Here is a 24,005-nt window from a genome sequence, read left to right as displayed (position 1 = left end):
ACGGCACCCCACACCGAGCGATGGGCGGTCATCCGCCCTGTCCCCTACAGCAATCCGCGCCATCAGCAGGACTCCGCACGATCTGCAGGAGTCCGCGCGATCAGCAGGTGATCCGCGCGGTCCGGGCGATCCTGCCGGACGATACGGCGTCCGACCCATGCATCCCCTGCACATCGAACGGCGGACGGGAGAGACGGCACCCCGGGCAGCGCCGCCGGGCCGTCGCCGTCGGTACCCCTTCCGTAGAATGCTGTGGTGACAAGCAGCACCCTCCGAATCGCCTCCGTCAACGTGAACGGCGTTCGCGCCGCCTACCGGAAGGGAATGGGCGACTGGCTGGCCGGCCGCGACGTCGACATCCTTGCCCTGCAAGAGGTCCGCGCCTCCACCGAGGATCTCACCGGGCTGCTCGGCGACGAGTGGGACGTCCTGCACGATGAGGCGAGCGCCAAGGGCCGGGCCGGAGTCGCGATCGCCTCGCGCAAGCGCGCCACCATCCACCGGGTCTCGTTCGGCGCCGACGACTTCGATTCGGCCGGGCGCTGGCTCGAGGCCGACTACGAGGTCGGCGACCGGTCGATCACGGTCGTCTCTACCTATGTCCATTCCGGCGAAGTGGGCACCCCCAAGCAGATCGAGAAGTACCGCTTCCTCGACGCGATGACGGCCCGCCTCCCCGAACTCCAGGCGCACAGCGAGCTCGCGGTGGTGATGGGCGACCTCAACGTCGGGCATCGCACACTCGACATCAAGAACTGGAAGGGCAACGTCAAGAAGGCAGGCTTCCTCCCGGAGGAGCGCGCCTACTTCGACCGCTTCCTCGGCGCGGAGGGCGAACCCGACTACAACGCCGGCGCCGGCCTGGGCTGGATCGACCTCGGCCGCCGATTCGCGGGCGAGGTCCCTGGTCCGTACACGTGGTGGTCGCAGCGCGGCAAGGCGTTCGACACCGACACCGGCTGGCGCCTGGACTACCAGCTTGCGACCCCCGCGCTCGCCGCCCTCGCCCGCAGCTACGAGGTCGACCGCGCCGACGCCTACGACACCCGTTGGTCCGACCACTCCCCCGTGGTCGTCGACTACGCGCTCTAACCCTCCTTCCTCGCGGCCCCCGCGACCCCGACCCCTCGAGGCCCTTCATGACCCCCAGCACTCCGGGCGCCGCGCCCGTCATCTTCTCCGGCATGCAGCCCTCCTCCGGTTCTCTGCACCTTGGCAACTACATCGGCGCCCTGACGCAGTGGGTCGCGATGCAAGAGGACTTCGACGCATACTTCTGCGTCGTCGATCTGCACGCGATCACGGTTCCGCAGGACCCGCAGCAGCTCCGCGATCGCACTCGCGCGACCGCCGCGCAGTACATTGCCGCGGGCATCGATCCGGAACGGTCCACTCTCTTCATCCAGTCGCACGTGCCCGCGCACGCCGAGCTCGCCTGGGTCCTGAACACCCTGACCGGGTTCGGTGAGGCGAGCCGAATGACGCAGTTCAAGGACAAGTCGGCGAAGCAGGGCACCGAGGCCGCCTCGGTGGGACTGTTCACCTACCCGATCCTGATGGCGGCCGACATCCTGCTATACCAGACGGACGCGGTCCCGGTCGGCGAGGACCAGCGCCAGCACCTCGAGCTCACCCGCGACCTTGCCGCGCGCTTCAACTCGCGTTTCGGCGAGACGTTCACCGTGCCGGAGCCGCACATCGTGCGCGAGACCGCAAAAATCTTCGACCTGCAGAACCCGGGCGCCAAGATGTCGAAGTCGGCGGAGTCGGATGCCGGCCTGCTCAGCGTGCTCGACGAGCCGAAGGTGACGGCCAAGAAGATCATGCGCGCCGTGACCGACACCGAGTCCGAGGTGCGCTTCGATCGCGCCGCGAAGCCCGGCGTCTCGAACCTGCTCACCATCTACTCCGTGCTCGCCGACCGCTCTGTCGAGTCGCTGGAGCAGGAGTACGCGGGCCGTGGCTACGGGGACCTGAAGAAGGGACTCGTCGAGGTGGTCGCCACGAGGTTCGACCCGATCCGCGCGCGGACCGCCGAGCTACTGGCCGACCCGGCAGAGCTCGACCGTGTCCTCTCCCGCGCCGCCGACCGCGCCGCCGAGACTGCGGAGCGTACGCTCGCCGCGGTCTACGAGCGCATCGGCCTGCTCCGCCGCGTCCGCTGAGCCGACCGTGCTGCAGCTCGCGCTCTTCGACCTCGACGACACGCTCTTCGCGCATGCCCACGCCGTGCGGGAGGGCATCGTCGCGCACGCTGCGTCGCTGGGAGCGGCGTACGCCGCCACTCCGCTCGACCTGCAGCACCGCTGGCACCTGCTCGAGGAGGAGCACTACCACCGCTACCTCGCTGGTGAGCTCGACTACGAGGGTCAGCGACGGGCCCGCGCGACAGACTTCGCCGCAGAGGCCGGAGTCGCGCTGTCGCCGGAGGAGGCGAGTTCCTGGTTCCGCGGGTACCTGGCGCACTACGTGGCCGCGTGGACCCTGCACGACGACGCGCTGCCCGTCCTCGACCGGCTCGACGCCGCCGGGGTCCGGGTCGGGATCATCACGAATGGCGTGCTCGATTTTCAGCTGGGCAAGATCAAGGGCACGCGCCTCGCGGACCGGGTCGAGCACGTGATCGCCTCGGGTGATGTCGGCGTCGCCAAGCCGGATGCGCGGATCTTCACGATCGCCTGCGAGCGGTTCCGCGTCGCTCCGGCCGACGCGCTCTATGTCGGCGACCGGCTCGGGACCGACGCGATCGGAGCGGCCGCTGCCGGGCTGCGCGGCGTGTGGCTCGACCGCGTTGGCGGCCCCGAGCACGGCCGCGCGCTGCCGCCGGAAGCACTGGCGCTGGACGTCCGGCGCATCGGCGGCCTCGACGAACTCGACGCGCAGCTAGGGCTGTCCGGGGGCTGAGCGGCACGGCCTCGTTCGCGGCGATCGGCCGGCGCTCACCCGGAGTCGCTCACCAGGAGCAGCCCACCCGCAACTCGCAGAACCGCCCCGTCCTCCGCCCTCGCTGGCGCGGACCTCCCGCCCGGCAGACTCCGCGCCTTCCTCGGAACAACGAAGCGCCCCACCCGACCCGAGGGACGACCAGGGCGCTTCACCGTGAGGGACTGACGTCATCCGCTCGCCGAAGAAGGCGAACGGGGAGAACACGTGCCCGCGTTGTCCGCTAGCCGGACGCGACCCGCTCCCCGAGACGCGACCGCCTCGACGAGCCGACCGCGCCGCGGCAGGCAGGGACTGCCGCGGAAAAAATTACTGCACGTCCTCGTCGACCCAGTCGAAGGTCTTGGTGACGGCCTTCTTCCACAGGCGGTACTGGCGGGCAGCCTCGTCCTGGTCCATCTGGGGAGTCCAGCGCGAGTCCTCCTGCCAGTTCTGGCGCAGGTCGTCGAGGTTCGCCCAGAAGCCGACCGCGAGACCGGCCGCATAGGCCGCTCCGAGCGCGGTGGTCTCGGCGACGACCGGTCGAACGACCGGGACGCCGAGGATGTCGGCCTGGAACTGCATGAGCAAGTTGTTGGCGATCATGCCGCCGTCGACTTTGAGCTCCTGCAGCGGCACACCGGAGTCGGCATTGACCGCGTCCAGGACCTCGCGGGTCTGGAAGGCGGTCGCCTCCAGCGCGGCGCGGGCAATGTGGCCCTTGTTGACGTAGCGGGTCAGGCCCACGAGGGCACCGCGCGCGTCCGAGCGCCAGTACGGCGCGAACAGGCCCGAGAACGCGGGGACGAAGTACGCGCCTCCGTTGTCCTCGACCGTGGCGGCCAGCGCCTCGACCTCAGGGGCCGAGCCGATGAGGCCCAGGTTGTCGCGCAGCCACTGGATTAGCGAGCCGGAGACGGCGATCGAGCCCTCCAGCGCATAGTGCACCTCACCGTCGCCGAGCTTGTAGCCGATGGTGGTGAGCAGCCCGTTCTTCGAGTGCACGATCTCGGTGCCCGTGTTGAAGATCAAGAAGTTGCCGGTGCCGTAGGTGTTCTTCGCCTCGCCCGGATCGAACGCCGCCTGACCGAAGGTCGCGGCCTGCTGGTCGCCCAGGATGCCCGCAATCGGCACCTCGCGCAGCAGCGAGGAGGACTCGACCTGGCCGTAGACCTCGGAGGAGGAGCAGACCTCGGGGAGCATCGACCTCGGAACCCCGAAGGCCTCGAGGATGTCGTCGCGCCACTCGAGAGTCTCGAGGTCGAGGAACAGGGTGCGGGAGGCGTTGGTGACGTCGGTCTTGTGGACGCCGCCGTCGATGCCGCCGGTCAGATTCCACAGAACCCAGGTGTCGGTGGTGCCGAAGAGCAGGTCACCCGCCTCCGCCTTCTCGCGCGCACCCTCGACGTTCTCGAGGATCCAGACGATCTTGGTACCGGAGAAATAGGTCGCGAGCGGGAGGCCCACGATCGACTTGAAGCGGTCCGCGCCCTCGTCGCCCGCGAGTCGGTCGACGATCGACTGGGTACGGGTGTCCTGCCAGACGATGGCGTTGTAGACGGGCTTGCCGGTGGTCTTGTCCCAGACGACCGCGGTCTCGCGCTGGTTGGTGATGCCGACCGAGGCGATGTCGTGACGGGTCAGGTCGGCGCGGGAGAGGGCCTGACCGATCACCTCACGGACGTTGTTCCAGATCTCGATCGGGTCGTGCTCGACCCAGCCGGCGCGCGGGAAGATCTGCTCGTGCTCCTTCTGGCCGGTGGAGACGATCGATCCCTTCTTGTCGAAGATGATCGCGCGGGACGACGTGGTCCCCTGGTCGATAGCGATGACGTAGTCAGCCATGAATGATTACTCCTTCGTAACGGGGGTGGCAGGAAATGCGGCGGCTTTAGAGGACCGGAAGCAGCGCGAGCGAGGCGAGGCCCGCGAGCACACCGCCCACGATCGGGCCGGCCACGGGCACCCAGGCGTAGCTCCAGTCGCTCGAGCCCTTGCCCTTGATCGGCAGCAGCGCGTGCGCGATGCGGGGGCCGAGGTCACGGGCGGGATTGATGGCGTAGCCGGTCGGGCCGCCGAGCGAGGCACCGATTGCAATCACCAGGATGGCGACGGGGAGAGCGCCGAGTGCGGCCAGGCCGCCGTCGCCCTGACGTCCGCCGCCGAAGCCGATGACGACGAAGACGAGGACGAACGTACCGATGACCTCGGTGACGAAGTTCCAGCCGTAGGAGCGGATCGCCGGGCCGGTCGAGAAGACGCCGAGCTTGTTGGCTGCGTCGGGCTCCTCGTCGAAGTGCTGCTTGTAGGCGAGCCAGCAGAAGACGGCGCCGAGGATCGCACCGATCATCTGGGCGAGGATGTACACGAGGATCGAGGCGATGTTCACCGGGACGCCCGAGCCGAATTCGGTCGCTCCGCTGGCGACCAGGCCCAGGGTGACCGCGGGGTTCAGGTGCGCCCCCGAGTTGTACGAGACGATCACGCCGGCGAAGACCGCGAAGCCCCAGCCGATGTTGACCATGAGGGTTCCGCCGTTGAGACCCTTGCTCTTCACGAGTGCGACGTTGGCGACGACACCGCAGCCGAGGAGCACGAGCATCGCCGTTCCCACGACTTCGGCGAGGAACACCACTCCGAGATTGTCCACGTTGACCTTTTCCTTTGGGTAAGACGAACGCGCGCAGGCGTTCGCGGCGGGCTGCGATGCCCGCCGTGTGTGAAGTTATCGGCGCCCTGTCCCAGCGACAAGGAACGGCGCGTGCACGTTTGTGCGTTGTCGTGACGACAGCCCCGGGCGAGGTATTCCTCACTCCGGGGCTGTCGCCGATCGAGCCTCTCGGCCGATCAGGAGGCGGGCACGGCCGTCGGGGCCTGCACCGACGTGCCCCCGACCTCGACGCCGTTGTACTCCTTGAGGTGCGCGATGGTCGCATCCACTTCGGATGCCCGGGTGGCGTCGTCCCAGCCCAGCACGGCTCCGGTGTGCTCGGCGAGCTCCTCGAGGAGTTCGCGGCTCAGGCCTCCGGTGAAAGCGTGGTTCGTGCGGCGCATGACCAGGTCGATCAGGTGCACCACGCTCTCGTGATTCGCGAGATAGCGGACCTCGCCGGTGGTGAAGTCCTTGTCGAAGTCGAGTGCCTCGTCGTGTCCGTCGACCAGTGCCTCGATGACCTCCTGCGCGCGGGTGCCGTAGCGTTCGAGCAGCTGGCCGGTGCGGGCCGAGGACAGGCCGGAGCGGTGCTGGCTGATCCACTGCGCACGGGACGCGTCGGTGCGCGGGAAGCCCTTGCCACCTCCGATGGGGGTCTTCACGGTCGAGACGCGACGGGTTACGCCGATCCGCGTGAAAACCTCGTTCGAGAGGTGCTCGGACAGGGCACGGAACGTCGTCCACTTGCCACCGACCAGGCTGAGCACGGGCGAGCCGTTGCCGGGCAGGGTCGAGGGCTCGATGCGGTAGTCGCGGGAGACGAATCCGGGCGCCTCGTCGTCGTGACGGGGCAGCGGACGGATGCCGGAGAACTTGAAGACGATCTGCGAGCGGTCCACCGGGATGGCGGGGAAAACGTGGCTGACGAGCTCGAAGAAGTAGTCGATCTCCTCCTCCGTGCACACCGCGGGCTTGGTGGGGTCAGCGTCGATGTCGGTCGTACCGACCATGACGCGGCCCTTGAGCGGGTAGATGAGGACGATGCGGCCGTCGCTGTGCTCGAAGAACATCTCGCGGCCCTCGCAGGCCTCGACCAGCTCGGGGTTGTCGAGCACGATGTGCGAGCCCTTGGTGCCGCCCATGAACGTCGTGCTCGTGCCGAGGGCGGTGTTGGTGAAGTCGGTCCAGGGCCCGGAGACGTTGACGACAACGTCGGCTGCGAAGGTGAACTCTTCGCCGGATTCGCGATCGCGCAGGACCACACCCTTCTCGTCGGCGCCGACGGCCTCGACGTAATTGGCCGCGCGGGCCTTCTTGCCACCGATCAGCGCGTCGTGCAGGACGTCGAGCGCGAGGCGCTCCGGCTCGTGCACGGAGGCGTCGAAGTAGGTGGCGGTGTACTTGATCTTCGGATCGAGCTGAGGCAGCTCGTTCAGCGAGCGCTTCCGACCGTGGAACTGGTGGCGCGGCACGGTGCCGCCGTCGCGGGAGAAGAAGTCGTAGAGGGTGAGCCCGACCTTGATCAGCAGCGCACCGCGTTCCTGCGGCTTGCCCGACTTGTGAGTCAGGAAGCGCAGGGGGGCGGCGAGGATGCCCGAGAACGTCGAGTAGATCGGGATGGTCGTCTGCAGCGGCTTGACGTAATGGGGAGCGATCTTCAGCAGGCCGTTGCGCTCGTGCACGCCCTCGTTGACGAGACGGAACTCGCCGTTCTCGAGGTAGCGGATGCCGCCGTGGATCATGTGGCTGGAGGCGCTCGAGGCACCGGAGACGTAGTCGCCGCGCTCGACGAGGGCGACGTCGACGCCGTTCAGCGCGAGTTCGCGGAAGGTCCCGATGCCGTTGATTCCACCGCCGATGACCAGGACCGTGGCTCGGGGGTTGTCGCGGAGAGCAGCGACGCTCTCACGCAGAGCGGAGTTTCCGGGAGTTCCGTCGGACTGTGCCACTTCGTACTCGCCTTCGTGTCGTAGGGGTGTCGTCGAGGCCCCCGCGCTAGCGTGCACCGAAGAGATGGACGATTGATTTCGCGGAGGAATACAGCCATCCTTGACCCGACAACACATCCGGTCAAGACGGGTGGAAATCCGTGCAGGGAGTGGTAATGACCCCGGTGAGACCGGTCGTCGAACTCGACGAGACGACCCACGCGACCCATCCAGACAAAACGCGCGACGCGCTGCGGGCGGCACAGCTCTACTACATGCAAGACCTGACGATGGACGCCATCGCGCACGAGCTGCACACGTCGCGCTCCTCCGTCTCGCGCCTGCTCTCGCACGCCCGCGCGACCGGCCTGGTCGACATCCAGATCCGCTCCCCTCTCGACCGGGCGAGCGCCCTCTCGGCCGAGGTGCGCGCGCACTTCGACATCACCGCGCACATCGTGCCGGTGCCGGATCACACCAGCGAGATCGACCGGCTGGAGCGGGTGGCGCTGTCCGCGGCGCGGATCCTCGGGCAGTTCATCGACTCCAACATGATCGTCGGCATCGCGTGGGGGTCGACGATGAGCGCTATCAGTCGCCACCTGATCGCCAAGGAGACGCACAACACGCAGATCGTGCAGCTGAACGGCGCGGGGAACACCGAGACGACGGGCATCAACTACTCCAGTGAGATCCTGCGCCGTTTCGGCGACGCGTACGCCGCGAAGGTGCAGCAGTTCCCGGTGCCGGCATTCTTCGACGACCCGACCACCAAGCAGGCGGTGTGGCGCGAGCGCTCCACCCGTCGGGTCCTGGAGCTGCAGCAGCGGATGGACGTGGCGCTGTTCGGGCTCGGGTCGCCGTTCGCCGCAGTCCCCTCGAAGGTGTACATCGGCGGTTACCTGGAGCCGAGCGACTTCACCTCGCTCAGCGGCTCGGGCGTCGTCGGCGACGTCGCGACGGTGTTCTACCGCTCCGACGGCAGCTGGGACGACATCCCCATGAACGAACGTGCAAGCGGCCCGGACCTCTCGACCGTGCGTCGCGCGTCGCGCCGGATCTGCGTGGTGGCCGGCGCCTCCAAGCTGCCGGGCCTGCGCGGCGCCCTCGCCGCCGGCTTGATCACCGACCTCATCCTCGACGAGGGCACCGCCCGCGCCCTCATCTCCGGCTGACGCACCCCGTCCCGCTCCCTCCGCGAGATGCCACTTGTGCGGCATCCGCTCGGCGTGTCGTCGTCATAAGAGGCATCTCGCGGGGTCGGTCACACGGCGAGGGCGCGGCGGACGCGGGCGACGGTCGCGTCGGGCGCGAGGAGACCGGAAGCGCGGACCCGGACGACTCGGTAGCCGAGCGCTTCGATCGCTTCGATCCGGGCAATATCCCGCTCGTATTGCGCCCGGTCCGTACGGTGCTGATCACCGTCGTACTCGACGACGACGCGCTCACGTCGGTAGAGCATGTCCACTCGGGCGACGAAGAGCCCGTCAGCATCGAACAGCTCCACGTTCAGCTCCGGTTCCGGAAGTCCGGCTCGCAGAAGCAGTAGTCGCAGCAGTGTCTCGCGCGGGGATTCCGCCCCTGACCTGACCCAGCCCACCGCCTCGCGGGCCAGGCGACCGCCCCGCCCGCGGAAGCACCGGGCGCGCTCGGCCAGGATCGTGAGGTCGACGCGGAGCCCCCGACGGGTCCCCTCCTCGTCGGGCAGAACGAGGGCGTCGCCGAGGACGACGAGTTCGTCGAGAGTCCTGGACGCGGCGAGGTGGCAGAACGTCGACGCCGGATCGGCCGTCGGGTAGGTGGCATGGACGACCGTGACCGCCTCGTCCCAGAGGTGGTGCGAGCGGACGCCCACGCGACGCGCGGCGCGCATCGGCGGGGCGACCGCGACGTCGAGCGCAGTCGTCGCTGTCTTCCTCCGATCCGGCAGACCCAGCAGGTGCGCCGCCGTGCCGTGCGAAAAGAACTCCCCCGGCCGCATGACAGCCGCGAATGCAGTGATCCGCTCGTCGAAGTCCAGCGGCTCCACGACCGCACGTGCACCACGGAAGACGGCGACCGGATAGTCCCGGACGAGGCCGTGCCGCGACGCGCCACTCGTCGACGCGTTGACCACTCCGGAATGCTGCTGCTCACTCATGCCCGCAGGGTCCCCCATCCGCCATCCTCCCCGCTCGAGTTCTCCACAGCCCCCGCCGCGAGATGCCACCTATGACGAAGACACGCCGAGGAAAGGCCTCGTAAGTGGCATCTCGCGAAGGAGGGGGGAGGGCGGTTAGGGCTCGCGGGCGTGGATGTCGAGGAACTCGTAGACCTCGGCGTCGTCGATGCCGGGGAAGGTGCCCGAGGGCAGGGGCGCGAGCACGTGCGCGTGCAGGCGGGCGCTCGGCCAGGCGTTGCCGTCCCAGCGCGCGGCGAGATCGGACGGTGCGCGTCGGCAGCAGGATTCGTCGGGGCAGCGGGAGAGCTCGCGGCGGTCGGTGTCGCGGCCGCGGAAGAAGCGGGCCTCGGCGAACGGGACGCCCACTGTGATCGAGAACTCCTCCGTCGCGGTCGTGCCGGTCTGCGACGCTGACCAGAAGGTGCCCGCCGGCGTGTCGACGTACTGGTAGTACTCGGTGGTGCGGTTCGTGCGGGTGAACGCCGAGCGCGCCGACCAGTAGCGGCAGACGACCTGGCCCTCGACAGCTCCGGTCACATCGGTCGGCAGCGGCAGCCCGTCGTTCTCGTAGGCCTTCTGGATCGAGCCGTCGCCGAGGACTCGCAGGAAGTGCATCCGAATGTCGAGGTGCGAGGTAAGCAGGTTGGTGAAGCGCAGGGCGGCGGCCTCGTGGGTGACTCCGAAGCCGTCGCGGAAGTCCTCGACCGAGATGTCCCGCTCGCGCTTGGCCTCCTGGAGGAAGGCGACGGCCGGCTCCAGCGGCATCAGGCAGGCGGCCGCGAAGTAGTTGATCTCGAGACGCTGGCGGAGGAAGTCGGCGTAGGTCACCGGCCGCTCGTGGCCGAGGAGGCGGTGCGCCATCGCCTGGAGCGCGAGCGCCCGCAGCCCGTGCCCGCCCGGGATCGAAGCGGGCGGGAGGTAGATCCGACCGTTCGCGAGGTCGATCACCGAGCGCGCCGAGTGCGGCAGGTCACCGACGTGGATGATCTCGAAGCCGAGATGCCGGGCCATCTTCGAGACGGAGCTGTGGGTCAGCGCTCCCCCGCGGTGCCCGACCGTGCGCAGCATCTCTCCGGCCACCTCCTCGATCGCGGGCAGGTAGGAGTTGCGCTCGCGCAACTGGAGCCGTTGCGCCGTGTTCGCCCGGCGCGCTTCCTCCGGGGTGGCGCTCGCCTCGCTGCGACGGCGGGCGAGTTCGCGGTAGACGCCGAGGAACGCCTCCAGCACGGGAGTGGTCAGCCCCTTGTTGACCTTGAACTCCGGCAGGCCGAGCGAGCGGTACAGCGAGCCCTTCTGCACGCGGGCGAGCTCGATCTCGAGCGCGGCCCGCTCGCTCGGCGGCTCGTCAGAGAGCAGGGCCGCCAGCTCGACGCCGAGCGCGGCGGCGAGGCGCTGGAGGAGGGAGAGCCGCGGCTCGCGTCGGCCGGTCTCGATCAGCGACAACTGGCTCCCCGAGACATCCACCCGCTCGGCGAGCTGCCCGAGGGTGAGTCCGCGACGGGTGCGGAAGTGGCGCAGGCGCTGCCCGAGCAGCACGGCATCCGAGCCGGCGGCGGGGGTTGAGGGATCGGTCACGGCGAGCTCCAGCGATCGGTTGTGACGAAAGCGCAAAAATGACGGTTCTTGATGCCCTTTACGCCGGGAATACCCCTCGATCCTCCTCCATCCTGGCTTGAGGCGCCACCGAGCGCCCCTCCCGGCCTCGGCCGGCGACTCCCCACCCCCGTCGACGACGACCACCGAAAGCGGAGCCAGCATGAGCATCTTCAGCAACACCGTCCGACTCGAGCCGAGCACCATGACCGCGCCGACCGCCGTCCCCGCGCCCGTCGTGCCGTCCGCGCCCCTGACCCTGCGCCGCTGGGTGCGCGAGACCGCCGCAATCCTCAAGCCCGACGCGATCGAGTGGAGTGACGGCTCCCCCGCGGAGTGGTACCGCCTGACCGAGCGGCTCGTCGCCTCCGGCACGCTCCTCCCGCTGAACCCGGAGTGGCGGCCCGGCTCGTTCCTCGCCCGCACCGACCCCGACGACGTCGCCCGCGTCGAGGACCGCACCTTCATCTGCACGACCGATGAGGCGGATGCCGGGCCCACCAACAATTGGCGCGAGCCGGCCGCGATGAAAGCCGAACTCGCTCCGCTCCTGGACGGCGCGATGCGCGGGCGGACGATGTACGTCGTCCCGTTCTCGATGGGCCCGGTCGGCGGGCCGCTCTCGCAGCTCGGAGTGCAGGTCACCGACTCGCCGTACGCGGTGCTCAACCTGCGGATCATGGCGCGCGTCGGCTCCGAGCCGCTGGCCGCCTTCACCGAGGACACCGTCTTCGTGCGCGGCGTGCACACGGTCGGGCAGCCCCTCCGTGACGCCGACGGGGTCGCCCGTGCCGATGTCGCCTGGCCGTGCAATCCGGTGAAGTACATCACGCAGTTCCCCGAGACCCGCGAGATCGTTTCGTTCGGCTCCGGCTACGGCGGCAACGCCCTGCTGGCGAAGAAGTGCTTCGCCCTGCGGATCGCCTCGGCGCTGGGTCGCGAGGAGGGCTGGCTCGCGGAGCACATGCTGCTCATCCGCATCGTCTCCCCCGAGGGGCGTCGGTACCACGTGGCTGCGGCGTTCCCGAGCGCGTGCGGCAAGACCAACCTCGCGATGATGCAGCCCGCGATCCCCGGCTGGCGCGTCGAGACGCTCGGCGACGACATCACCTGGATGCGCCGAGGCGAGGACGGGAGGCTCTGGGCGATGAACCCCGAGACCGGATTCTTCGGAGTCGCTCCCGGCACCGGAAAGAGCTCCAACCCGAACGCCGTCCAGACGCTCTGGGGCAACACGATCTTCACCAACGTCGCGCTCCGCGAGGACGGCGACGTGTGGTGGGAGGGCCTGACCGACGAGGTCCCCGAGCGGCTGACCGACTGGCGCGGGCAGCCGTGGACGCCCGCATCCGGCACCCCCGCCGCGCATCCCAACTCGCGCTTCACCGCGCCGGCCGTGCAGTGCCCGTCGCTCTCCGCCGACTGGGACGCCCACGACGGAGTGCCGCTGGACGCGATCGTCTTCGGCGGCCGCCGAGCGAGCAACGTGCCTCTGGTGACGCAGGCCACCTCCTGGCAGCACGGCGTCTTCCTCGGGGCGACCATCGCCTCCGAGAAGACGGCCGCCGCGGAGGGCACGGTCGGCGAGCTGCGCCGCGACCCATTCGCGATGCTCCCCTTCTGCGGCTACAACATGGCCGACTACTTCGCGCACTGGCTGGCGATCGGCGCCGAGCTGGGCGACAGGGCGCCCGCCGTGTTCCAGGTGAACTGGTTCCGCAAGGATGCGAACGGCAACTTCCTCTGGCCCGGATTCGGCGAGAACGCGCGGGTGCTCCAGTGGCTCGTCCGCCGGGTGGAGGGGCTGGCGGAGGCGCGGCACAGCCCGGTCGGCGACCTACCGCTCGCGATCAACACGCACGGGCTCCCACTCACCGCGGCCCAGAAAAAGGAGCTGTTCTCCGTCCCGGTCGAGGCCTGGCTCGCGGAGTGCGCGCTCACCGAGGAGTTCTTCGCGCAGTTCGGCGACCGGCTGCCGCCCGAGCTGACCGCCGAGCTCCAGGCCCTGCGGCTGCGCCTGCTGGCCGAGAAGCTGCCGCTGGCGGCCTGACCCCGAACCGAGCCGGTTCCGGCCGGACACCCTGTGGCCCGCGGGGGCCGCTCCCACTCGCGCGGACGGCCGGCGCTAGGGTCGGAGCGTGAAGCTGCCGATCCTCGTCCTCAACGGCCCGAACCTGAATCTGCTCGGCACCCGCGAGCCCGAACTCTACGGCTCGGACACCCTCGCCGACGCAGAGGCGCTCGCTGCCGAGGCCGCTGAGCGCCACGGCCTGGCGATCGAGGCTTTCCAGAGCAGCTCGGAGGGCGCGATCATCGACCGGCTGCACGCGGCGCGCGGCACCGCCTTGGGGGTGGTGCTCAACGCGGGGGCCTACACGCACACCTCGATCGCCATCCGCGACGCCGTGCTCGCGACCGAGCTGCCGATGGTCGAGGTGCACGTCAGCAACGTGCACCGGCGCGAATCGTTCCGGCAGCACTCCTACCTTTCGGACATCGCGGTCGCGGTGATCGTCGGGGCGGGCATCGCGGGCTACGGCTACGCGGTGGACGTGCTCGCGCGAGCGGCGGATGAGCGATGAGCGGGCTCGGACGCTCCTTCGGCAGCTGATCCTCGTGCGGCTCGCGGCCCGCGCACCCGAGTGCGTGATCGCGTCGCGCTCGTCAGGTCAGCTTGCCGCCGAAGCGCGGGACGATCGTGATTCCCGTTCCTTCGAGTTCGCGCCGTAGCTCGAGGACGATCCGGTCGCCCTCCTCTTCCCAGGTGCGTTCGACGTCAGGCGAGTCGAAGCCGCCGTCCCAAGGGCGTTGATCCTCCCACACCTGATACCACGCCGTGATCCTGTCTTCGAGCTCCTGGCTCGCACCGAGCTCGGTCGCCGTGGGGGTGATGTTCTCCACCTTCGACGCCCAGAGACAAAAGGAAGCGGTTAGGTCGGGGAAGAATCGCACTTCCCGGAAATTATCGTTCATTCAGCAAATCTCCTTTTTCTGGGGGAAACTGGTAATCAAGCGGTCGCTATCACTCGCCCAGGCGGAGCGTACTCTAAAGGAATACACGCGCTCTCCGGAATTGACACGATAGAAAATGACCTCACTCACCGCGCAACGACTCTTATTGACAGTGTTTCCACCGCGGAACTCAGGATAGCGAATGGCCTGCCCCGTGGAGAAGGACATCAGATCGTCCCAGGACTCCATCCGATCGTTCCTCGGATCCCAACCCGCCGCTCGCGCCGCGTCGAATTCATCCTGCCAGTTCCGCTCGTGCTCCCCCCGGATGTGCTTATAACCCCACCCAGTCTTCGCCCCGCCGGTCCCACACTTCAGTCTGACGTCCTGGGATTCCCCGTCCCACCAGTGCACGTATTGCGCGAACACGTCGTCTTCATGGTTCAGGCTGAAACAGCCAAACCACTGGTTCCAGTCGATCAGCTGCGGCGTCGCGTCGCCGCCCTGTCCAGAAGACCGGTCGGGGAGGCCGGCGGTCGCCGCGGCGATGTCAGCAGGGTCGGCCGGAGTCAGAACGCCGTCGATCATGACTCCGATGCGCACTTCGCCACTCGTACTGTTCTCGTCCGCCACTGCGGCTGGAGCGAGAAGACCTCCTACCATCGCGATCGACGCGATGTGGGCAAACAACTTTGATCGAAACCCCTGACTCCACCTTCGATTTCCTTCACTACTGTCGCTGTCCGGTGACGAGCACCGCGCAGCGGCGACCATACAAAGAAGGTAGGAAAGAATCCTGTTTTCGATCCAGAAAAGGCGTGAAAGAACTCACACCGATGCGGCCGGTGTGTCATGCACACCGACAGGGTCAGTGCGCGCAGTCGGGCGCTTGTGGCTTCCTCGACCGCGGGGACGCCCTCGGCACACGCCGTCCTCCCCGTCCCGGGGTGGAGGCCGACTACCCTCGGAGGGCGCCGCACCGGCGCGAGTACCGAGAGCACGAGGAGAAACGAACGTGAGCATCATCGCCGCCGCAGACGGGTCCGCACTGGGCAACCCCGGCCCCGCCGGCTGGGCCTGGTACGTGGACGACGAGCGCTGGGCCGCGGGCGGCTGGTCGCACGGCACGAACAACATCGGCGAACTCACCGCGGTGCTCGAGCTGCTGCGGGCGACCGCGCAGGAGGAGGAGCCGCTGCACATCCTCTGCGACAGCCAGTACGCGATTAAGGCCTGCACCGAGTGGCTACCGGGCTGGAAGCGGAAGGGCTGGCGCAAGGCCGACGGCAAACCGGTGATGAACGTCGAGATCATCCAGGCGCTCGACGAGGAGCTGCGGGGCCGAGCCGTCACCTTCGAGTGGGTGAAGGGGCACGCGAACCACCGGATGAACGAGGCCGCCGACGTGCGCGCGCGAAACGCCGCGACCGCCTACCAGCGCCGGCAGCCCGTCGACACGGGCCCCGGCTGGCCGACAGCAACGGCACCGGGCGCCCCCACAGCTGGGGTCATCGCAGATTCCACGACCCTCTTCTAGCCGGAGACGACTATGGTTGCGCTGCTCAATATCGAAGGGGTCGGTCATGACCAAGGAAATGAGGGAACGTCGTCCACGTCGTTCCCTTCTGGTAATTTTTGCGTGTAGCGCGCTGTGCGCTTCGGTGTTCGCCGGGGGCGGGCCGGGGGCGGCTGCGGAATCACTTCAGAAGGGGCCGCAGCCGACGGTTCATTCACAGCAGGCTTTTGCTCCAGAGGGCAACTTCACGTCGAAATGGACTCGTGCGGATGCCCGCCAAATCAAGCGCCTCTCAGACCCGTCTGCCCCGCCGAGGGAGAACTCCATGCCGACATCGTTGACGATGCCGACCGTTCCACAGGACTTCCCAGACATGTCGAACGGAAAAGTTTGGGTGTGGGATACGTGGCCCCTGGCGGACGAAAACGGGAACCAGTATTCCGTGAACGGGTGGGAGATCATTTATTCGCTCGTCGCTGATCGCAGCATCCGCTTCGATGACCGTCACACTTCCGCCAAGATCGGGTACTTCTACCGTCCAGCGAATCTTCCCGAGTCCGCAAGGCCGCAGAATGGCGGTTGGACCTACGGCGGTCTCGTCTTCCGCAACGGAGTGACGGATCAGATCTTCGCCGACCGGTCCTTCAGCCAGCAGACCCAGTGGTCAGGCTCCGCGCGCATATCCAGGGATGGTCAAGTCAACCTATTTTTCACCGACGTCGCTTTTTACCGGGATGGCGCCGGTCGGGACATCAAACCCTACGATTCCCGTATCGTCCTGAGCGTGGGTCACGTCCAGGCCGACGCTTTCGGTGTATCGTTCAGCGGATTCGATCAGGTGCAGCAATTGCTCAATCCCGACGGTTCTTTCTATCAAAACGCGCAACAAAACCGCTATTACAACTTTCGCGATCCGTTCACCTTCAAGGATCCAGCACACCCTAACGACACATACATGGTATTCGAGGGGAACTCGGCCTTTTCTCGAGAAGCGGCTCGATGCACGAAGGACGATCTCGGCTATGGGGCTGGTGATCCTTTCGCCGAGAGCGTTGACGCGGTAAACGCGTCTGGTGCCACCTACCAGATCGGTAACATCGGATTGGCGAAGGCTAAAAATGAAGCGCTGACCGAGTGGGAGTTTCTGCCACCCATCCTGTCGGCGAACTGCGTCACCGATCAGACCGAGCGCCCCCAGTTTATTTTCAAAGATGGAAAAACATATCTCTTCACCATCAGTCATCGTCAGACGTTCGCCTCGGGGATGGACGGTCCGGAGGGTGTCTATGCTTTCGTCGGCAATGGTATCCGGAGTGATTTCCAACCATTGAACGGTGGTTCCGGACTTGCGCTCGGAAACCCCACGAACTTGAATTTTCCGGCTGGCAGGCCGTACTCACCCAACGACAATCAGCCGGCCGGCGAGTTTGAGGTGTACTCACACTACGTCATGCCGGGCGGGCTCGTGGAGTCGTTCATCGACTCCGTGGGAACGAGTAGTCATTTCTCGCGTGGTGGCACCCTCGCTCCAACGGTGAAGATCCAGGTCACCGGGATGAATTCGACGGTTGACTACTCCTATGGAAACAATGGCCTTGGTCAGTGGGCAGATATTCCTGCCAATATGCATTTGTTCATCTGGGGAGGGCGGTCCTGGATTGTTTCGGACGAAGACCTGCAGCAGATAAGGTCTTCCGTCGGCTCGCAGTTGGAGGATTACTTCCAAGGAAAGCCTGTTGCACCGGAGGTGAGAGAGACTGTAGAGGGCTTCATCGCGGAGCACGGCCGCTAGCCTCAGGCTCTGGGAGCTGGGTGAGTGGAGCAGGGCCTCGTCTCCGTCGTGGGCCAGGTCGCTGATCGGGGATTTTCTGAGTCGGACCGGGTACTCGATCCGCTACCAGAACGAGCGATCGCTCACCTCAAGAACTGGCGCAGAACCCTCCGGTGTCGCTCTGGATCGTCGCACCGGCGGTCTCTCTGGCTGACGAGAAACGTCTCTCTGGCTGACGAGAAACAGGGCCCTGCGATCGGTGACGCCGGTCGCAGGGCCCGGGGCGACAGTCGGACGTGACGTGTTGGAGGCGGCGCTGCCGGTGCAGCCGGTGAGGAGGGCGATCGAGAGCGCGGCGGCTCCGGCAAGGGCTGCACGCGGGAAGCGGCGGCGGCGAGTGGCTGCGACGAGCCGTCAGCCTTCGTGTCTCGCCGACGCGTCAGGGCAGGCGCAGCAGGCCCGTCGCAACCAGCTCGCGCACCCGAGGCAGCACAGAGTCGGTCAGCTCCTCCTCATCGACCTGCAGGAGCGAGGCGACCGCCGCGACAATCGCCGCCACCGACAGCTCGCCGTCGCAGGCGCCGACCACCGCCGCGAGTGCCGTATCGACCTCCTCGACCCGGGCGAAGCCTCCGCCCTGCCGCAACCGCAGCACGGTCGGATCGTCATTGCCCGGCCAGTAGTGCCGCTCCTGGGTCACATCTCCCGCGACCACCAGCGCGAGGCCGGCCAGAGCGCGGTCATCAAGGCCGGAGAGCGTCTCGACGGCGTCCAGGCACGCTGCGAGGTGGCCGCCGAGGCCCGCGGTCGCGACCGGGCCGGTGATGCGCTCCAGCCGGCGGATCGGCGGGCGCGGCTGTTCGGGCAGTCGCAGCGTGACATAGCCGAAGCCGACTCCCGTCACTCCGCGCCGCTCGAAGTCGGTGAGCCAGGCGTCGACCAGGGCGTCGAACACGGGGCCTCGTGTCGTGCCGCCGTCCCGGATCCAGGTCTCGGCATAGACCGCCGGATCCTGGCGCTCGCGTTCCACCAGCCAGACGTCCAGCGGTGACGCGGTACCGCCCATCCAGGCGTCGAGCCGCGCGGGCTCCGCCTCGAGCGCCTGCTCCAGCGGGCTGCGGGCGTCGGCGAGCCAGCCGTCGATCCGGTCGAAAGCGTCCGCGCGCTCGCGGTACTCCCAGTTGCCGAGGAGCTGCGCGACGCCGCCCGGCACCAGGTGCTCCGCCGCTCCGAGGATCACCCGGCGCACGATCTCGTCACCCTCGAGGCCGCCGTCGCGATACTCGTAGGACGGCACACCCTCGGCACGCGGCGTGATGACGAACGGCGGGTTGGTGACGATGTGGTCGAACCGCTCCCCCACGACCGGCTCGTAGAGGCTGCCGAGGCGGAACTCGATGTTCTCGATCCCGTTGAGCGCCGCGGTGAAGGAGGCGAGCGCGAGCGCCCGCTCGGAGATGTCGGTCGCGACCACCTGCTCGGCGTGACGGGAGGCGTGCAGCGCCTGGATCCCGCAGCCCGTGCCCAGATCGAGGACACGGCCGACGGGACGCTGGATCATCAGCCCGCTCAGCGTCAGGCTCGCGCCGCCGACCCCGAGCACGTGGTCCTCGTCGAGCGGGCGGCCCAACGCGAGCTCGCCGAGGTCGGACACGATCCACCAGGACGCGGCGCCGCGCTGGTCGAGCACGTCGTAGGGCCTCAGGTCCAGGGCCGCGGTGACGACGGCTGCGGCCTCGACGCGCACCAACCCGAGTTCCACCGCGCCCTCCAGCGCGAGGGCGCCGAACGCCTCCTCCGCATCGTCGGCGGGGACGGGATCGGCAAGGAGGAACAGGCGGGCGAGGGTGGCCAGCGCGTCGTGGTCGCCGCTGCGAGCGAGGGCACGGCGGGCGGGGACGCGGTCGCCCCGGTGCAGCGCCTCGTCCGCCTCGTCGCCCCAGAGCCCGCGCACGGCGTCGACGCCGTAGCGGGCGCGGGTCAGGTCCTCGCGCAGGAGGGCGATACGGGCGCGGTCGAACGGATCTGCGGAGGGCACCGCTCCATCCTCCTGCACGCCGCTCGTCCACCGGGGCCGCCGCGGCCGTACGATCGGAGTCATGCCGCTGACCGGAGAGTACGAACCCAGCACGTCCGAGTGGGCCCGCGAGCAGGCGGAGCTCTACGAGCGGACCGGCGGAGCCGAGGGCAACCTCCTCCGCGGCCGCCCCATCATCGTCCTGACCACCGTCGGCTCGACAAGCGGGAAGCTCCGCAAGACCGCGCTGATGCGGGTCGAACACGACGGCGAGTACGTGGTCGTCGCGTCCAAGGGCGGCGCGCCCGAGCATCCGGTCTGGTACGGGAACATGCTCAAGGAGTCGCACGTCGAGCTGCAGGACGGGCCGGTGAAAAAGGACTACACCGCGAGCGTCCTCGAGGGCGAGCTGCGCGAGGAGTGGTGGGAGTGCGCGGTGGCTGCCTGGCCGGACTACGCCGAGTACCAGACGAAGACCGAGCGGCAGATCCCGCTCGTGCTGCTGACGCCCTGGTCCTGACTCCCCCGGCCGGCTCTGGCCAGCGCGAACCCGCGCCGCCTCGGATCCGCGCCGCGATTGAGACCCGCGCCGAGATTCAGACCCGCGCCGCGGCTCGGACCCTCATCGCGGCTCAGACCCGCGCCGCGATGAGGTCAAGCACCCGCGGGTGCGAGAGCAGCGCGAAGTGGCCGACCACCGAGACCGCGATGTTCTCGTGCGCGCCCGCGAGCCGACTGCCCCCCGGAATGTACTGGTCGCGCATGCCGTAGATCGACGTGATGCGCGCGTCGGCCTCCCGCTCGGCGAGCAGGCGACGGATGAGCGGGCGGTGCGGCGCGAACTCCCGGAGCGCCCGTGCCGGGGCGATCCGGGCGAGCGACGAGCCGTTGAACGGGGTCGAGACGGCGATCATTCGCTCGATCCGCCGCTCCTCACGGTCGTCGACCACCATCATGTGCTTGCCGATCAGGCCGCCCTTGCTGTGCGCCACGACGACCACGCCGCGCAGATCGTGCTCGCGCAGGTAGTCCTGGCCGAGGCTCGCCGCGGCGGCGATCGGCCGCGTGTTGTAGCCGAGCGCGGGCAGCACGTGGATCGGGTGCCCCGCCCTGTGCAGCCGCTCCGCGATCGGCCGGAGGAACTGCCACGTCTCGTAGATCCCGGGGATGAGCAGCACGGGGGCGCCGTCGCCGGAGGTGTACCGCGAGACGTCCCAGCCCTCGCGCAGGTGCACGAAGCGGGAACCGTAGGCGTAGCGGTAGTCGCGGAGGTAGGCGCGCCGAATCGACGTGGAGCGGCGGCGGGCGGAGTCACGCGCCGTCATGCGCCCGCTCCAGCGCGGAGCCGTCGAACCAGAGGAAGAGGCGAGCGGCGCCCATCGGAGTCTCCCTTCGGCGCAGACGGTCTCCGCGGCTCCCTCAGTGTGCCGCGCAGGCACCCGCCCCGCGACGGCTCACAGCGGGTTGACGCCGAACGCGGTCGCGAGCTTGTCGATCTTCTTCGCGCGGCCGAGGCGCGGCAGGTCACTGCCGTCGCGGATGACGCGCCCGCGGGCCTCGAACTCCTCGAGGAAGTCGCGGGCCCAGGCGACATCGGACGGCGTCGGGCTGATGACCTCGTTGATCACGGCGAGCTGCTCGGTGTCGAGGCAAAGCTTGCCGGTGAGGCCCAGCGAGACGGTGAGCGCCGACTGCTCGCGCAGGACGGGGTGGCTGTTCGAGACGGTCGGTCCATCGATCGGGCCGGGCAGGTCGCCGATGCGGGAGGCGACGACCAGGCGCGAGCGCGGGTACGCCATCGCAAGGTCTTCGGCGCTGGTGCCGGTGTCGCGGCGGTAGTCGCCGCTGCCGAACGCGAGTCGGAAGGTGCCGCGGGCGCGGGCGATCGAGACCGCCTCCTCGATGCCGAGTGCGGACTCGACCAGAGCGAGCACCGGAGTGGCACCGCCGAGGCGGTCGAAGGTCTCGGTGACGTGCTCGGCGGCCTCGGTCTTGGCGAGCATGACACCGGCGAGGCCGGGCAGACCCTTCAGCGCGTCGACGTCGTCGGACCAGAATGGTGTGGAGTGGTCGTTGATGCGGACCCACGCGCGCTTCTCACCGGTCAGCCACTCGACGACATCGGCCCGTGCGTCGGGCTTGGCCTTGGGGTCGACCGCGTCCTCGATGTCGAGGACGATCTGGTCGGCGCGGGAGGCGTGTGCGTCGTCGAACGTCTCGGTGCGGGTGGCGTTCACCAGCAGCCAGGAGCGCGCGATCTCCGGGGCGACGTCGCGCCCCTTCCGCTTCGCGATGGCGGCGGTGGTGGTCTCAGGCAACGTCACGGTCGGTTCCTCTCGGTGGCGCGGTCCTCGCTCCGCGGGCGCCACCGCTCCATGACGGCGCCGGGGACAAGGGTAGCGGCTCCCGTCGTCGGGTCTCCGGGCGTGCGCTGATGGGGGGGCTGGCGTGCGGCTGCGGGTCCCGTCAGCCGCCCCCCGGGCGCTCCCAGAGGGTGAGCACGACCGTCGGCACCCGCAGCTGCTCACGGGCGACGAACCCCGCCTCCACGAGCACGTCATCCGCCTCGCCCTCGGGCAGCGCCTGCCAGATCCGGTCCTCTCCCGCGAGTGCCGCGCGGAGGGGCTCGCCCTCCAGCAGTGCGTCGGAGTAGCTGCCTGTGTCCGCGTACGGGTGGGCGAAGGCGACGTCGTCCAGGCCCGCAAACGCCTCCGGGTAGGCGGCGAGGGCCAGACGCGGTTGGAGCGACACTGTGCCGGAGGAGCCGAGGAGGACGGCGTCGCCGGGATGAGCTCGCTCCTGGATGGCGGTGGCGAGGGCGCGGAGGTCCTGCCCGGCCGGTTTTCCGGCGGCGGTGCGCATCTGCACCAGGACCGGCAGGGCGGCCGCGATGATCAGAGCGAGGAGCGCGAGGCCCGTGCGCCGGGTCCAGGAGCCGAGTGCGAGCCCGGTGAGGACCGCGAGAGCGGGCGCGCTGGAGGCGACGTACCGCGGCGTGAACATCGGCCCGACGACGAGTGTCCCGAGCACCAGCACCGCCGTCGGCAGCGCGAGCCAGAACAGCAGTGCCGACAGGAGCGGTGTCCGCAGGGCGCCCCGCGCCGCCGCGACCCCGAGCAGGACGACGACGATCACCGCGAGCCACCACGCGGATCCGACGAACGGTTCGACCAGGACCGTGAACGCGTTCACCGGCTGCGAGCGAAGCCAGCCGACCTGCCCGCTCTGCCCGGCCGCCAGCAGCAGTACCGGCACCGCGCTCAGAGCCGAGAGGCCGCTCGCCGCCAGAGCCCGCACGGCGTTCCGGGGCGCGGCCGCCACGGCGAGGGCGACGAACGCCGGCAGCACCAGGACGCAGTAGAGGAACACGGCATTCGCAAGCCCCGCGACGGCCACGAACGCCGCCCAGCGCAGGGCCCCGCCGGAGCGCGCCGCGTGCACGATCAGCACCGCCGCTCCCACCACCAGGGCGGTGACCAGGGCGGAGGAGCGCGCCTCGGTCCCCGAGAACGAGGACCGAGGGAGCACCACCAGCACGGCCGCGGCGAGCAGCGCGGCCCGAGGCCGATCGAACTCCCGCAGCAGCAGCACGACGCCCGCCGCCGCCGCACCCGTCGCCAGGGCGGACGGAGCGCGGACCGCGAACTCCGATTCTCCGGCAACCGCGATCCAGCCGTGCATCAGCAGGCCGTAGACCAGGTGCACCGCGTCCTTCTCCTGCACGAAGGCGAGGAGCTGATCCAGCGGTAGCCGCGCCAGGCGGAGGGTCGCGACCTCGTCGTTCCAGTAGGAGGGGATCCAGGAGCCGACGAGAGTCAGCGCGGTCGCGAGGACGAGGACGACGCTGGCAGGCAGGGTCCGGATCGCGCGCACCCGCCAGCGTAGGCGCCGGGCTCAGCCGGCGGAGCGCTCGGCGATCCCCTTCGCGTACGCGGCCTGGCCGACGTGCTGGCTGTCGTCGTCGATCACCGAGACCAGGCGCACCCCGAGGGTCACCGGCGGATCCCACTGCTCATCAACGACGCGCTCGAGATCCTCGTCGCCGAGCGTGTCCAGGTACGCCAGCGTCCGCTCGTGTACGGCGTCTGCGTACTCGGCGAGCAGCGCGGCGGGAACCGCGGCGAGCGCCGCCACCTCCGCGGGCTCCTGCCCGTAGCCGGTCTCGCCGGGTCCGAACGCTAGGCCGGAGCGGCCGTGGAATCCGTCGGCGGTCCAGACCTGCTCATGGCCGGCGAGCGGGGCGAGGTGGTCGTCCTGCACCCGGAGCAGGTGCCAGACGAGCCAGGCCGGCGAGTTCGAGCGGGCGTCCGCGCGGAACGCGAGCTGCTCGGGGGTGCTGTCGTCGAGGACGGCGTGCACGTTCTCGTGCACCCGGCCGAAGGCGTCGCGGAGGAGATCGATGGCTGCGCTCATACGGCCAGCCTGCCGCGCGCTCGGCCGCGACGGCACCCCCCTCCGCGGGCCTTGGAGGAAGTGCGGAGGCGGGTGCCCG

The 24,005-nt window shown here is 69.0% G+C and carries 21 protein-coding genes; 9 read left to right on the top strand and 12 right to left on the bottom strand.

Translation table 11 applies throughout. The features are described from left to right. Positions 1-255: 255 nt before the first annotated feature. From C5D07_RS07675 to C5D07_RS07665, 3 genes are read left to right on the top strand one after another with little or no spacing between them, the layout of a single operon-like run. The gene (locus C5D07_RS07675) at positions 256-1,092 is read left to right on the top strand and encodes an exodeoxyribonuclease III (RefSeq protein WP_104259053.1); all 837 of its coding nucleotides are present in this window, start codon (positions 256-258) and stop codon (positions 1,090-1,092) included. Positions 1,093-1,139: 47 nt separating this feature from the next. Then, positions 1,140-2,165, top strand: coding sequence for a tryptophan--tRNA ligase (gene trpS, locus C5D07_RS07670; RefSeq protein ID WP_084415956.1), 1,026 nt, complete (start codon positions 1,140-1,142; stop codon positions 2,163-2,165). A gap of 7 nt (positions 2,166-2,172) precedes the next feature. After that, positions 2,173-2,904: an HAD family hydrolase gene (locus C5D07_RS07665; protein ID WP_249028196.1), complete on the top strand. Its 732-nt coding sequence runs from the start codon at positions 2,173-2,175 to the stop codon at positions 2,902-2,904. Positions 2,905-3,252: 348 nt separating this feature from the next. Here C5D07_RS07665 and glpK read toward each other — a convergent pair whose 3' ends face one another. The 3 genes from glpK to C5D07_RS07650 form a co-directional block, all read right to left on the bottom strand. After that, positions 3,253-4,767 carry a glycerol kinase GlpK gene (gene glpK, locus C5D07_RS07660; protein ID WP_068254562.1) on the bottom strand — a complete coding sequence of 505 codons (1,515 nt, stop codon included), beginning with the start codon at positions 4,765-4,767 and terminating at the stop codon, positions 3,253-3,255. Positions 4,768-4,813: 46 nt separating this feature from the next. Then, positions 4,814-5,572, bottom strand: coding sequence for an MIP/aquaporin family protein (locus C5D07_RS07655; RefSeq protein ID WP_084415957.1), 759 nt, complete (start codon positions 5,570-5,572; stop codon positions 4,814-4,816). Between the two features lie 197 nt (positions 5,573-5,769). Continuing rightward, a complete protein-coding gene (locus C5D07_RS07650; RefSeq protein ID WP_249028195.1) occupies positions 5,770-7,524 on the bottom strand; it encodes a glycerol-3-phosphate dehydrogenase/oxidase in 1,755 nt (584 codons plus the stop codon). Between the two features lie 155 nt (positions 7,525-7,679). Here C5D07_RS07650 and C5D07_RS07645 point away from each other — a divergent pair, with 155 nt between their 5' ends. Continuing rightward, a complete protein-coding gene (locus tag C5D07_RS07645; protein ID WP_068254565.1) occupies positions 7,680-8,678 on the top strand; it encodes a sugar-binding transcriptional regulator in 999 nt (332 codons plus the stop codon). An 89-nt stretch (positions 8,679-8,767) separates the two neighbouring features. Here the strand turns inward: C5D07_RS07645 and C5D07_RS07640 are convergent, their stop codons facing one another. After that, a complete protein-coding gene (locus C5D07_RS07640; RefSeq protein WP_068254568.1) occupies positions 8,768-9,643 on the bottom strand; it encodes an endonuclease domain-containing protein in 876 nt (291 codons plus the stop codon). Positions 9,644-9,778: 135 nt separating this feature from the next. Next, complete coding sequence (locus C5D07_RS07635) at positions 9,779-11,239, bottom strand: helix-turn-helix domain-containing protein (protein WP_249028194.1); 1,461 nt, start codon at positions 11,237-11,239, stop codon at positions 9,779-9,781. A 181-nt stretch (positions 11,240-11,420) separates the two neighbouring features. Here C5D07_RS07635 and C5D07_RS07630 point away from each other — a divergent pair, with 181 nt between their 5' ends. Together C5D07_RS07630 and aroQ are read left to right on the top strand one after the other, a co-directional pair. Beyond that, entirely contained in the window at positions 11,421-13,307 is a 1,887-nt protein-coding gene (locus tag C5D07_RS07630; protein ID WP_373408354.1) for a phosphoenolpyruvate carboxykinase (GTP), read from the top strand. A gap of 88 nt (positions 13,308-13,395) precedes the next feature. Continuing rightward, positions 13,396-13,839: a type II 3-dehydroquinate dehydratase gene (gene aroQ / locus C5D07_RS07625; protein ID WP_068254570.1), complete on the top strand. Its 444-nt coding sequence runs from the start codon at positions 13,396-13,398 to the stop codon at positions 13,837-13,839. A gap of 82 nt (positions 13,840-13,921) precedes the next feature. Here aroQ and C5D07_RS07620 read toward each other — a convergent pair whose 3' ends face one another. Together C5D07_RS07620 and C5D07_RS07615 are read right to left on the bottom strand one after the other, a co-directional pair. Next, positions 13,922-14,230, bottom strand: coding sequence for a hypothetical protein (locus C5D07_RS07620; RefSeq protein ID WP_068254573.1), 309 nt, complete (start codon positions 14,228-14,230; stop codon positions 13,922-13,924). Beyond that, the gene (locus C5D07_RS07615) at positions 14,231-14,812 is read right to left on the bottom strand and encodes a hypothetical protein (protein ID WP_104268155.1); all 582 of its coding nucleotides are present in this window, start codon (positions 14,810-14,812) and stop codon (positions 14,231-14,233) included. Between the two features lie 412 nt (positions 14,813-15,224). Here C5D07_RS07615 and C5D07_RS07610 point away from each other — a divergent pair, with 412 nt between their 5' ends. Both C5D07_RS07610 and C5D07_RS07605 read left to right on the top strand, forming a co-directional pair. After that, positions 15,225-15,746 (top strand): ribonuclease H family protein, encoded by a 522-nt coding sequence (locus C5D07_RS07610; RefSeq protein ID WP_068254579.1) that lies wholly within the window; start codon positions 15,225-15,227, stop codon positions 15,744-15,746. A 46-nt stretch (positions 15,747-15,792) separates the two neighbouring features. Beyond that, positions 15,793-17,517 (top strand): glycoside hydrolase family 68 protein, encoded by a 1,725-nt coding sequence (locus C5D07_RS07605; protein WP_249028193.1) that lies wholly within the window; start codon positions 15,793-15,795, stop codon positions 17,515-17,517. A gap of 418 nt (positions 17,518-17,935) precedes the next feature. On the opposite strand, the gene C5D07_RS07600 is transcribed toward C5D07_RS07605, so the two are convergent. Continuing rightward, positions 17,936-19,597 carry a DUF7059 domain-containing protein gene (locus C5D07_RS07600; RefSeq protein ID WP_104259049.1) on the bottom strand — a complete coding sequence of 554 codons (1,662 nt, stop codon included), beginning with the start codon at positions 19,595-19,597 and terminating at the stop codon, positions 17,936-17,938. On the opposite strand from C5D07_RS07600, the gene C5D07_RS07595 reads away from it, so the two are divergent. Further along, positions 19,596-20,033, top strand: coding sequence for a nitroreductase family deazaflavin-dependent oxidoreductase (locus C5D07_RS07595; RefSeq protein ID WP_104259048.1), 438 nt, complete (start codon positions 19,596-19,598; stop codon positions 20,031-20,033). The genes C5D07_RS07600 and C5D07_RS07595 overlap by 2 nt on opposite strands. A 112-nt stretch (positions 20,034-20,145) precedes the next feature. Here the strand turns inward: C5D07_RS07595 and C5D07_RS07590 are convergent, their stop codons facing one another. From C5D07_RS07590 to C5D07_RS07575, 4 genes are all read right to left on the bottom strand, one after another. Then, positions 20,146-20,838, bottom strand: a complete 693-nt coding sequence (locus tag C5D07_RS07590; RefSeq protein WP_068254585.1) for an esterase/lipase family protein — start codon at positions 20,836-20,838, stop codon at positions 20,146-20,148. Positions 20,839-20,967: 129 nt separating this feature from the next. Continuing rightward, positions 20,968-21,831: an HpcH/HpaI aldolase/citrate lyase family protein gene (locus C5D07_RS07585; RefSeq protein WP_237358276.1), complete on the bottom strand. Its 864-nt coding sequence runs from the start codon at positions 21,829-21,831 to the stop codon at positions 20,968-20,970. A gap of 148 nt (positions 21,832-21,979) precedes the next feature. After that, positions 21,980-23,386, bottom strand: coding sequence for a glycosyltransferase family 39 protein (locus C5D07_RS07580; RefSeq protein ID WP_068254588.1), 1,407 nt, complete (start codon positions 23,384-23,386; stop codon positions 21,980-21,982). 21 nt (positions 23,387-23,407) lie between these two features. After that, on the bottom strand, positions 23,408-23,926 hold the full coding sequence (locus C5D07_RS07575; RefSeq protein WP_068254591.1) for a mycothiol transferase: 519 nt from the start codon (positions 23,924-23,926) through the stop codon (positions 23,408-23,410). Between the last annotated feature and the right edge of the window lie 79 nt (positions 23,927-24,005).

The organism is Rathayibacter tritici, assembly GCF_002932875.1.
Taxonomy (GTDB): domain Bacteria; phylum Actinomycetota; class Actinomycetes; order Actinomycetales; family Microbacteriaceae; genus Rathayibacter; species Rathayibacter tritici.
The sequence above is the reverse complement of the archived record's forward strand: the minus strand, read 5'-3'. Positions and strand labels throughout refer to the sequence as shown.